The sequence below is a fragment of the Flavobacterium hydatis genome (genome assembly GCF_000737695.1).
Lineage (GTDB): Bacteria > Bacteroidota > Bacteroidia > Flavobacteriales > Flavobacteriaceae > Flavobacterium > Flavobacterium hydatis.
This window is the reverse complement of record NZ_JPRM01000047.1, coordinates 76,910-88,560: the sequence shown is the minus strand read 5'-3', so window position 1 is coordinate 88,560 and position 11,651 is coordinate 76,910. Positions and strand designations below refer to the sequence as shown.

The 11,651-nt window shown below is 32.8% G+C and carries 8 protein-coding genes; 6 read left to right on the top strand and 2 right to left on the bottom strand.

Annotation, left to right across the window (positions count from 1 at the left end; translation table 11 throughout):
- Window positions 1-169 precede the first annotated feature (169 nt).
- Window positions 170-1,009, bottom strand: a complete 840-nt coding sequence (locus IW20_RS22180; protein WP_035627732.1) for a helix-turn-helix domain-containing protein — start codon at window positions 1,007-1,009, stop codon at window positions 170-172.
- Window positions 1,010-1,096: 87 nt separating this feature from the next.
- On the opposite strand from IW20_RS22180, the gene IW20_RS22175 reads away from it, so the two are divergent.
- Complete coding sequence (locus tag IW20_RS22175; RefSeq protein WP_035627729.1) at window positions 1,097-2,626, top strand: MFS transporter; 1,530 nt, start codon at window positions 1,097-1,099, stop codon at window positions 2,624-2,626.
- A gap of 493 nt (window positions 2,627-3,119) precedes the next feature.
- Entirely contained in the window at window positions 3,120-4,445 is a 1,326-nt protein-coding gene (locus IW20_RS22165; protein WP_035627724.1) for a serine hydrolase domain-containing protein, read from the top strand.
- A gap of 225 nt (window positions 4,446-4,670) precedes the next feature.
- On the opposite strand, the gene IW20_RS22160 is transcribed toward IW20_RS22165, so the two are convergent.
- Entirely contained in the window at window positions 4,671-5,618 is a 948-nt protein-coding gene (locus tag IW20_RS22160; RefSeq protein WP_035627722.1) for a DUF4421 domain-containing protein, read from the bottom strand.
- Window positions 5,619-6,054: 436 nt separating this feature from the next.
- Here IW20_RS22160 and IW20_RS22155 point away from each other — a divergent pair, with 436 nt between their 5' ends.
- The 4 genes from IW20_RS22155 to IW20_RS22140 all read left to right on the top strand — a co-directional run bounded on the left by IW20_RS22155 (window position 6,055) and on the right by IW20_RS22140 (window position 11,103).
- Entirely contained in the window at window positions 6,055-8,457 is a 2,403-nt protein-coding gene (locus IW20_RS22155; RefSeq protein WP_035627720.1) for a hypothetical protein, read from the top strand.
- Between the two features lie 187 nt (window positions 8,458-8,644).
- A complete protein-coding gene (locus IW20_RS22150; protein WP_035627717.1) occupies window positions 8,645-9,316 on the top strand; it encodes a response regulator transcription factor in 672 nt (223 codons plus the stop codon).
- On the top strand, window positions 9,316-10,587 hold the full coding sequence (locus IW20_RS22145) for a sensor histidine kinase (RefSeq protein WP_035627715.1): 1,272 nt from the start codon (window positions 9,316-9,318) through the stop codon (window positions 10,585-10,587). The genes IW20_RS22150 and IW20_RS22145 overlap by 1 nt, the downstream gene beginning before the upstream one ends.
- A 72-nt stretch (window positions 10,588-10,659) precedes the next feature.
- Window positions 10,660-11,103, top strand: a complete 444-nt coding sequence (locus tag IW20_RS22140; protein WP_035627712.1) for a PepSY-like domain-containing protein — start codon at window positions 10,660-10,662, stop codon at window positions 11,101-11,103.
- Window positions 11,104-11,651 lie beyond the last annotated feature (548 nt).

The window sequence follows — 11,651 nt, the reverse complement described above, 5'->3', positions numbered from 1 at the left end:
ATAGCTAGGCTATATGCATTTTAAATAAGTGAAACGCCTTTTTTAAAATACAAGATCTATGTTTCTATGTATTAAAATTAATTATACCACCTATATTTCCACATTATCATTGTTCGTAAAAATTCGTGTAATTTGTGGCAAAAAACAATTTAGTCATAGTTAAAGCATATTAATTCATCAAAACTTTAGCCTTCCTATAACCAGTTAAACTAATGCTTCTGTGTTTCTTAAAGAATTTATTAAGATGGCTTTCGTCAGAAAAACCAAATTCATCTACAATTTCATTAATTCGCATATCGCTAAAACTCAATCGATGCTCAATTAATCTAATCTTATAATTTGAGATAAAAGACTGAATCGTTTCCCCGCAATGATTCTTAAAATAACTTCCCAAATACGTGTCAGATATATCAAATTTCTCCGCTATCACCGAAGCTTTTAATTTTTGAGGACAAAAAATATTAGCCTGAATATAATTAATGATATCCAGAATCTTCTTATCGGCATTTTCCTTTATCCCAACAGGTTTTATTTTATCAATATTTCTTGCTGCAATTACGATTAATGCATTTACATAATGAATAATTAAATCCTCATCATAAACATCCTTACTCTCTATAGTCTGTATCAAGGATTCTACTATAGATTTAACAAGGAATTCATCCTCTTTGCGTTTTAAAATACAACCAGATAAATGACTTGCATAATGCAATATACATTCGATATGATCGATACTTTTCGACTTATAATCTCGTACATACTCACTATTAAGCTTAACCAATAAGAATTCTGTAGTAGTAACAATATCAAACGTATGATAATCATTTGGCGTAAGCAACATTAAATTCCCAGCCTGATACGAGATACAATTCCCATTAATATGAAAAAATCCATTACCAGAAATAACATAAACCATCTGAAAAAAGCTGAATTGTGAATTTCCAATTGGGCATTCATTAACCTTCTTATAAATTACCTCTACAGATTGATGCATGTTTTCTTTTCTCATCTTGCAAAGATACCTCTTTATCATAAAATTGTACTGAAATATAAATCATACTCAGTTTATTTTTGCTAAATATAAAAAATATAAGAAATGACGCAAAAATTAAAACTCTCCAAAAATACAATTGCCTTAATTGCCATTTGTCTAGCCACATTAATGTTTTCACTAGAGATTTCGAGTGTTCCGGTAATTCTCCCAACCCTCGAAAAAGTCTTAAATGCCAACCTCCGTGATATGCAATGGATAATGAATATTTATACTATTGGTTGTACCGCAGTTCTTATGGCAGCAGGAACTTTGGCCGATCGATATGGTCGAAAACGCATTCTTATCATCACTTTAATTTTGTTTGGTATTTCATCCCTAATATGCGGTTTAGCACAAAATGTAACTGTATTAATTATAAGCCGATTTTTTCAGGGAGTAAGTGGTGGCGCAATGCTTATATGCCAAGTAGCTACTTTATCTTATCAATTTCAAGAAGGAAAAGAACGCAGCAGAGCTTTTAGCATCTGGGGAATAATTCTGGGAGTCGGATTAGGATTCGGGCCTATTATTGGTGGCTCAATTACTGCCTTATTATCTTGGGAATGGGTATTCCTGATACACGTTCCGATAGCCATTATTGCAGCTATCCTGGTTTATAGCAATGTAAACGAATCTAAAGATCCTCAAGCCAAAAAATTAGACATTTGGGGAATGACTACACTATCTATATCTATTTTTGGGCTTACTTATTATATTACTCAAGGACCAGATTTAGGCTTCACTAGTCCTATTGCACTAATAATTATCCTTATCACAATAATAAGTTTAATACTTTTTATATGGGTCGAGAAAACAAACCCTCATCCCATGTTTGATTTCTCGGTATTTAAAATTCGCAATTTCACTGGTGCTATCTTTGGCTCAATTGGTATGAATTTTAGTTTCTGGCCGTTTATAATTTACTTGCCTATTTATTTCCAAAGCTGTTTGGGTTACGATGTTGTAACAGTAGGACTTTCATTACTCGCCTATACCCTACCTACGCTAATTATTCCTCCGCTGGCAGAATATCTTTCCGTTCGTTATCGTTCAGGAATCGTAATCCCATTAGGATTATTCATATTAGGATTAGGCTTTATAATTATGCGATATGGTACCGTGGCAGAAAATCCTAGTTGGCTCACCATGCTTCCGGGTTCCCTTTTAGCAGGTATTGGACTAGGTTTAACCAACACACCCGTAACTAATACTACAACTAGTTCTGTATCGAGTAATCGAGCAGGAATGGCTTCGGGAATAGACATGAGTGCAAGAATGATTTCATTATCAATAAATATTGCCTTAATGGGTTTTATACTAGTCGAAGGAATCTTTTCACATTTATCAACCGCCTTTTCTAAATCTCTAAATCAAGAAACATTACGTTCGTTAGCCGAAAAAATAGCCGCTGGAAACTTCTCTTCTCTCCATCAAGATTTTCCTGAACTAACTTCATTAGACGCATCAGGACAAATCGTACACGATGCCCTCGCTCATGGTTTTGACTTAATCCTTTTATACGGAGGTTTTGGAGTATGGATTTTAGCATTGATTAGTTTTTGTTTTTTTAACAAGAGGGGGCTAAGGGACTAAGGTTCTGAGGTACAAAGGTTCAAAGGTTTCTCCGAATGTGCTAAAAAAATCCTTTTATCCCGAATGGATAAATTTTTCTCATGCAGATTTAAAAAAGATTTAAGCCGATGAGCGCAGATTTATTTATAACTATTTTTTAAATTAAATCTGCTTAAATCTGTCGAATCTGCGTGAAAATTTTTTTTTTTAATCCTTTTAATCTGTGGCTAAAAAAGGCTCAGAGGTTTTCTATGATGCATTTAAAATAATCATAATCTTATTAATTCCAGAACAAAACGAAGGTTTTTCATCTCCAAAAAACAGCTTTCGAGTAATCGCTATATTTCCATCTTGTAAAAATTATATTCCCATAAAATTTAACATTTTAAAATTAAGTTCTTAACTTAGCGTAAATTCTTATTTTTTCAGTAAACCAACTTCCAAAAACAAGCTGAAAAATAATTCATTCTACATTCTATTTTCATTACCCATTAGCTAATCAATTAAGACAAATATGAAACAAATCTATTTTTATTCCAGTGTATTATTTTCCTGTTCAATGTTATTATCGAGTACTATTAGTAATGCTCAAGACAAAAATAAATTTCTAGATGCTGAACAAAGTGATCCTATAAAAATGGGTTGGATGGTAGGTTCTCCACCACCTGCAGACCGTCTTGTACGTTTTGATGATGGTAGTTTTTTTCAGTTTCCAGCATTAAGATGGAGCGTAGCACATATGCGTCAATTTATGCCAACTGTAAATGTTTCTCGTGGTTTAGAAAACTCAACCTCATTAGAAACAAGTATTAAAAGTGATATTGATCAAATTAAATTTAAACCTCTAAACGAGAAAAAAACAATTACTTGGGAAGAGTCTTTACAAAAAGTATATACCGATGGTGTAATTATTATGCATCACGGAAAGATTGTATATGAAAAATATCTTGGAGCATTAACCGCCGATGGACAACATGCAGCCATGTCTGTTACCAAATCTTTTACGGGTACTCTTGGAATTATGCTAGCCGAAGAAGGTCTTATCGATCCTACCAAACTTGTTTCTGAATATATTCCGGAACTACAAAATTCGGCTTTTGGAGATGCAACTGTAAGACAAGTAATGGATATGACTACAGCTTTACAATTTAGCGAGGATTATGCTGATCCTAATGCCGAAATATGGAAATTTTCGGCTGCTGGTAATCCGCTACCAAAACCTAAGGATTACAATGGTCCAAAAACCTATTACGAATACTTACCAACAGTTAAGAAAAAAGGAACTCATGGAGACGCTTTTGGTTATAAAACCGTAAACTCCGATGTTTTAGGATGGATTATTGCCCGAGTTACAGGAAAATCCATTGCCGAAGTTTTATCCGAAAAAATATGGAAAAAACTAGGAACTGAACAAGATGGATATTACTCTGTAGATGCCGTAGGAACTCCGTTTGCTGGCGGTGGTTATAATTTAGGTTTAAGAGATATGGCACGTTTTGGTGAGTTATTTTTGAATAACGGAAAATCGGGCGACCAACAAATTATTCCAAAATCGGCTATTGATGACATAAAAAAAGGAGGTAATAAAAAAGCATTTGCCAAAGCAAATTATTCTCTTTTAAAAGGATGGAGCTACCGAAATATGTGGTGGATAACTAATAATGATAATGGTGCATTTTGTGCTCGTGGAGTACATGGGCAAGTTATTTATATAGATCCAAAAGCTGATATGGTTATTGTACGTTTTGCATCTAACCCTGTTGCAGCAAACTCCGCAAACGATCCATACTCTCTACCAGCTTATGAAGCTGTAGCAAAATACCTTATGAAGTTTAAATAATAATTAAGCTATATAAAACTAAAAAGTTAACTATGTAAGTGATTTAAGTTCATTTAAGTTTAAGGCTAATTAGTTAGTCATGCTTATATTTACTTAAATCACTTATATGGTTTAAATAATTTTATTGAATAATATGAGCTTTTTAGCAATACTATAATTGTTAGAGCTGTGAAATTAATCAAATCAGTACTTCAAACATAGATAGCAATATTATACTCTTACAACTTAATTTGTTTTCTTCTTTCCCCAAAAGGGATTAGTATCAAACCTCCATATATAAGCAATCTGAAAATTTCCCGAAGATAGACCTATATTACTACCATTATCATTATCTGAAAAAGAAGAAAATATAAGGTTGTTAACGTAAGACAATCCGAGTGACCATTTTTCTTTGTTATACCCTATTGCCATTCTCGGAAAAAATGTGGGATATACTTCTATCTTTTTTTTACCGAAATCATTTATTGTTTCAGTACCAAAATTAACTCCCATAGTTGCAGAGCCACTGGCAAACCATCTTTTATTAATTGCCCAAGTATAAGCATAACCTCCGCTTACTCCAAACTGAAAATTACGTAAGGAGTTCTTATCCTTATGTACAAAAGAACTATCTGAACCTATTTTTGTAAAATAAACCCCTCCTCCAAGTAAAAAACTTCCTGCCGATTTTAATTGTCTTTCATTCTGATTAAAAGCAGCTTTATAGGAGAATTTTTTATTATTAAAAACATATTGCCCAAATGCTCCATATTGCTCAATTTTTAAATCTGGATATAATTGTATGTTTTTATCATTGCTATCGGCAGTATAAAACCCTTTATACTTTTGTATAAAAAGATCTATTATAAACTTTCGTCCATAGTTATGAATTTGAAAGTCTAATGCTTTGGTTCTTCCCTTTTCTTTATCTTTCATAAAATCCATACCATATCCATAACTCAAATTAATTATGGTATTGTTTACAGAAACTCCAAAACCTAAATTCATAGGCGTATTGGGCATGAATTTTTTAATCTCACCATTTATTTCCTGATCCATCGAAATGAATTTCATAGATAAATAACCTCTTACCGAAAGTTTATCTTCAAAAGGTTTAACGTAAGTAGTATCAATTTGCGCTTTGCAAAAAAAGGGAAAAAGAAAAAGAAGAAAAAAAGTAACGTATGATTTCATTGTATTATAGAACGAAAATTAATCTTCCTTATTACTTCATAAAAAAGAGCTTTTGAGGCATAAAAATAATACTTAATAAATTTATTCTACTTACAAATTCAATATATAAATCGTAGTATAATTTTGGTGCTTTTTATCAAAGAATATTTATGATTAAAAACACCGAATTTCTCTTATTCTATTTTACCTCAACTTCATCTTTTTTGCCTAAAATTCATATAAATACGATTCAGAAACAACCATATAACAATCTAAAAACAAACATCTTATACTTTTCTTTAGATTCATATACAGTGATTTAAATCCTAAAAAGCTAAAGATTACAAACTATAAAGAAAGCATTTCGTATCATTTTAAAATATGAAACAGACTAAACTACTAAATATTAGGCTTCTAATGTGTGCCAACTTAATTTTATCAGATATAATCTAAAATTATGAAAAAGACATTTTTAATAGTAATAGCGTTTAGTTTTCTCTTAATTTCTTTTTCCTGTAAAAAAGATAAAGAGGATAAAAAATCTCAAGCAGAAAATGCTTCAACCTCAGATTCTACTAATACAATCGATAAAGGTTGGCCTCGTGAAGTAACAAACAACGATGCAAAACTTGTTTACTACCAACCTCAGGTAGACGATTGGAAAGATTTTAAAGAAATAACAGCACGAATTGCATTTGCTTTAACTCCTAAAGATGGCAAAGAAGTGCTGGGTGTAGCTTCTCTAAAAGCAGGAACCTTGGTAGATAAGGATACTAGAAGCGTATTTTTTAGAAATCTAGAAGTTACCGATATTCGATTTCCTGCACTAGATGAAAAACTAGTTCCACAAATGGAAAAACTATTTAAAGAATTAATCCCTAAAGGAAGTGATCCAATTTCTATAGATCGTATAATGGCTGATTTAAGTAAAACAAAAACTCCTACCAAAGGTGTAGCCGTTAAAAATGATCCTCCAACTATTTTTTACAGTACAAGCCCTTCTATATTATTGATGGTTCAGGGTGATCCTGTTTTGGTTCCGATTGAAAAAACAAATCTAAGTTATGTTGTAAATACAAATTGGGATTTGTTTTTTGATAAATTGGGTAAGAAATACTATTTATTAGTCGAGAATGTCTGGCTTACAACTACTGATTTAAAGGGCAAATGGGAAAAAACAAGCTCTCTGCCTAAAGAAATGAGCAATTTACCTGCGGGACAAAACTTTGATGAAGTCAAAAAAATGATTCCTCCGCCAGCAACTAATACTTCTTTGCAAGTTTTCTTTAGTGATAAACCTGCTGAACTTATTGCTATAAATGGAACTCCAAAATTTGTTAAAATACCCGGAACGAAATTAATATACATTGAAAATACTGATAATGATGTTTTTGCCGATGAAGGTGATGGACAATATTATGTATTATTATCAGGCAGATGGTTTCGCTCTAAAGAACTTACTGGTCCATGGAGTTATGCTACAAATAATTTACCTGCTGATTTTACAAAAATCCCTAAAAATTCACCTCGAGCAAATGTATTAGCTTCTATTCCCGGAACTCAGGAAGCCTCGGATGCAGTAATGCTATCTCAAGTTCCTACAACCGCTATTGTAAAAAAAGCCGATGCCGAAGCTAAAGCAAAAGTTGTTTACGACGGAACTCCACAGTTTAAACCTATACAAGGGACATCCTTACAATACGCAAGTAATACGCAGGAAAAGGTAATAAAGGTGGGCGATTTATATTATTTATGTTTTCAGGCAGTATGGTTTATGTCTACAACTCCTAATGGACCTTGGAAAGTAGCCGATTCTGTACCTAAAGAAATTTATTCTATTCCGCCTAGTTCACCTGTTTATAACGTTACGTATGTTACGCAAACAAATTCTACCCAAACAACTGTCGAAAGTAGTACGACTGCAGGATATTTTGGTGCTTTTATAGTAGGTGCTGTAATAGGATCTGTACTTACTTATGGAACTGGTTTTTACTACCCACCTTATCTTTATTATGGACCCGGAATTTATCCTGTATATCGCCCATGGCCATGTACTTATGGTGTTGGAGCGGTTTATAATCCCTGGACAGGTGGTTGGGCTGCAGGAAGAGCCGCTTATGGTCCTTACGGATCTATAGGAACATCTGCTTGGTATAATCCTGCTACCGGAAGATATGGCCGCTCAGCTAGTGTACAAGGCTGGTATGGCGGACGTACTGTAGCTGGTGGTTATAATCCTTGGACAGGAAATTATGGAAGAACGGAACAAGGTCATAACGCTTATGCGCAATGGGGACATTCGGCAGCATCTAATGGTCACCAATGGGTACAATCTGGTCATGTTACTACAAGACAAGGAACTGTAGTAGGTTATCAAACTTCTGGTGGTAAAGAAGGTGTAATCACTCACCGCAGAGGCGGAGGAACTACGGTACACACTAACAATAATCTTTATGCCGGACATGATGGCCACGTTTATAAAAAAGATAGTAATGGCAACTGGAGTCATTATAATAATGGTAATGGCGGATGGTCTCAGGCTGGTACTTTAGGATCAACACAACATTCTGGAGATAAAACACAACGCGATAATGTACAGCGTGATAATGCGCAACGTAATAATAGTAATGTGCAACGCGATAATAGTAATATTCAACGTGATAATAATATCCAGAGACCAACGCAAACACTTGGTTCTCCAGACAGATCTCTAGGTGATCCTGGTCATGCGAATACTATAGAAGGACTTAATCATTCGGATTTTGCCCGACAACGAGGTGAAGCACAAACGCAAAACTTTCAGAGAGGTGGCGGAAACAGATTAGGCGGCGGTGGCGGCGGTTTTAGAGGTCGTAGATAATAAAACGCTGAGATTACCAACAGTTTAAAATACCAATTATAAAAAGGCTAAATACATCAATTTTTGTATTTAGCCTTTTTTAAAATAAATTATTTAATGCAAACTTCGTTTATTCCTAAATGTTTCCAGAAACCAAGTTTTATTTTGAATTCGTATTCATACATTTGAATTACATAAAACAGGTAACATGAAAATTTTAATAATAGAAGATGAAGCTGGTTTACGTGAAGTTGTGCAACAATCACTCGAAAAAGAGAAATATATTGTAGAAACTGCACATGATTATATCTCTGGTCTAGACAAACTAGGCGCTTACGATTATGATTGCATTTTAATAGATATTATGCTTCCTAACGGTAATGGTCTGGACTTACTGAGGGAAATAAAAAACCAGAAGAAACAAAGCGCTGTTATCATTATTTCGGCAAAAGATGCTGTCGATGATAAAGTAAAAGGGCTAGACTTAGGCGCTGATGATTATTTGAGTAAACCTTTTCATTTATCAGAGTTACATGCCCGAATTAAATCGGCACTGCGTAGAAACAATCATAACGGAGACAACTTAATTGTTTGGAAAAACGTAACGCTTTGCCCTGAGCAACGCACTGTAACTATAGATAATAATGAACTAATCTTAAACAGAAAAGAATTTGATTTACTTTACTATTTTATAATAAATCCAAACCGATTAATTAATAAAACTGCAATAGCCGAATATGTTTGGGGTGACCATACGGATCAGGCTGACAATCTGGATTTTGTATATTCGCAGATTAAAAATTTACGCAAAAAACTAAAAGATAGTGATGCTGAAATTGATATTCAGGCAGTTTACGGAATTGGTTATAAAATGAATTAATGAAATTACAAAATTATACACTTCGCTATCTGGCACTTACGCTTCTTATTGTAATACCAATTTGGGCGGGGATTTTTTATATGCTAATTTTAGATGAAGTACATGATAATATTGATGATGATTTAAAGAATTCTAAAATCATTATTATCCGTCATGCTTTTGCCGACAAAAAACTATTAAATTCTCCTGAATTTGGTATCAATAAGTTTACAATAAAACCACTTCCTAAAGGTGATTATTCTCGAAAGGATGAATTTACTACTTCTAAGGAATTCATGGAATATGATAATGATAACGAACCAATTAGAACATTAAAAACTATTTTTAATGATGATAAAGGCAATCCTCATGAGTTAATCATAAAAGCATCTATTGTAGAAGAAGATGACTTACTCGAAGATCTATTCCTGGCTTTAATAGGTTTATATGTTATGCTCGTAATTAGCATATTGGCAGTAAATCATTTGTTACTAAAAAGAATCTGGAAATCGTTTCATATCATTTTAGATAATCTTAAAGAAATTAAACTAGGAACTGGCAGCCACTTAAAACCTATAGATTCTCCTATCGATGAGTTTAATGTTTTGGCCAAAGAAGTAGAGAAAATGCTGAATCGTAATGAGACTATTTATTCTAGTCAGAAACAATTTATAGAGAATGCCTCTCATGAATTACAAACTCCGCTAGCAATTAGCATTAACAAACTCGAATTATTTGCAGAGAATACTGTTCTTCCTGATGAACAAATGATGGAAATAGGAAAAATAACCGATACTTTAACGCGCTTAACAAGGTTGAATAAATCGTTATTGATGTTATCCAAAATAGAAAATCAACAATATTCGGAAGAAGAAAATGTCAACTTTAATGAACTAATTTTGGTATTGACAGAAGATTATGCTGACTTGGCTGAATTTAAAAAAATAAAAATAAATGTTACCGAAAATGACACCTTGTTCTTTATAATGAACAAAGGCTTAGCCATTGCATTAATTAGTAATTTATTAAAAAATGCTTTAATACATAATCATCCTGATGGTTTTGTAAATTTTATAATTAATAAAAATGAAATTATAATTTCGAACAGCGGAAATAATTCTCCGTTGAATTCCGAAGCTATTTTCGGCAGATTTTATCGTCATACCACCACAAATGAATCTACCGGTTTAGGCTTGTCCATTGTAAAATCTATTATAAATAATTACTCGATTACTATCGAATATTTATTTACTGGTAATCACCAATTCAAAATTAATTTCCCTAAAAAATAGTATTCCATTTACTTTCCTAATTGTTTCCTAATTCAGGTTATACACTTGTATCAGAATTAAAAAACAACAATTATGAAAACGAATTTCAACCTTTTTACATGCCTAATTGCAGGATTAACATTTAGCCTTTCGGCAAATGCACAAAAAACAGTAATTACAAAAACTGCATTGCCTCTTAAAGCTCAAACTTTCTTAAAAACACATTTTACAGGACAAGAACCTACTTATATACTAGAGGATAAAGAAACGTTCTCTAAAGATTATAAAGTACAATTTGCAAATAATATCGAAGTAGAATTTGACGCAAAAGGAAATTGGGAAGAAGTTGACGGTAATCATGCCGAAATACCTATCTCTATAATTCCTAAAAACATTGTGTCTTATGTAAAATCAAATTTTGCAAATACTATAATAACCAAAATAGACAAAGGTACTTGGGGCTATGAAGTAAATTTAAGTAATGGTCTGGAATTAGAGTTTAACTCTAAAGGCAATTTTATAAGAATAGACAAATAAAAACAAAACTGCATCATACTGGGAAAATTTAACCGCAAAGGTCACAAAGGGATACGCAAAGTCCGCAAAGGATTAAATCATCATGGTAAAAAAAAGGAACGCAGATGATACAGATTCGCTATCGCGAAAACGCAGAAAAAAACGGATTTTCTCCCGAGGCTACGGGATAGTTTTTAAAAATCTGTTTTTATCCGCGTTTTTACTTTTGTAAATCCGTATCATCCGCGTTCTTTTTTAGCCACCTATTAAAAGGTTTTTTAAACGTAACAATAGGAAACCTTTGAACCTTTGCGCCTCAGTACCTTAGAGCCTTTCTTAAAACCTTTGTGAACTTTGCGGTTATTTTTTTAGTCATGAATCTACTTAAACCTCAACTTTACATAAGAAAAAAAAAAAACATAACGCAATAACAACCAGATAGTTAAAAACAAACAACCTACAATTTATTTAAAAATATATCGTTAATAAAAATTAGTAGCCCTCATATTTCTTTTTATTAAAATAGGAATATTCCTAAATCTTTCCAGATTCAGGTAATACTATTGCAG

Bases quoted from the DNA above. Each gene is read 5' to 3' on its own strand.
- IW20_RS22145 (WP_035627715.1), top strand. From the start codon at position 9,316: ATGAAATTACAAAATTATACACTTCGCTATCTGGCACTTACGCTTCTT.
- IW20_RS22165 (WP_035627724.1), top strand. From the start codon at position 3,120: ATGAAACAAATCTATTTTTATTCCAGTGTATTATTTTCCTGTTCAATG.
- IW20_RS22180 (WP_035627732.1), bottom strand. From the start codon at position 1,009: ATGAGAAAAGAAAACATGCATCAATCTGTAGAGGTAATTTATAAGAAG.
- IW20_RS22160 (WP_035627722.1), bottom strand. From the start codon at position 5,618: ATGAAATCATACGTTACTTTTTTTCTTCTTTTTCTTTTTCCCTTTTTT.
- IW20_RS22140 (WP_035627712.1), top strand. From the start codon at position 10,660: ATGAAAACGAATTTCAACCTTTTTACATGCCTAATTGCAGGATTAACA.
- IW20_RS22155 (WP_035627720.1), top strand. From the start codon at position 6,055: ATGAAAAAGACATTTTTAATAGTAATAGCGTTTAGTTTTCTCTTAATT.
- IW20_RS22175 (WP_035627729.1), top strand. From the start codon at position 1,097: ATGACGCAAAAATTAAAACTCTCCAAAAATACAATTGCCTTAATTGCC.
- IW20_RS22150 (WP_035627717.1), top strand. From the start codon at position 8,645: ATGAAAATTTTAATAATAGAAGATGAAGCTGGTTTACGTGAAGTTGTG.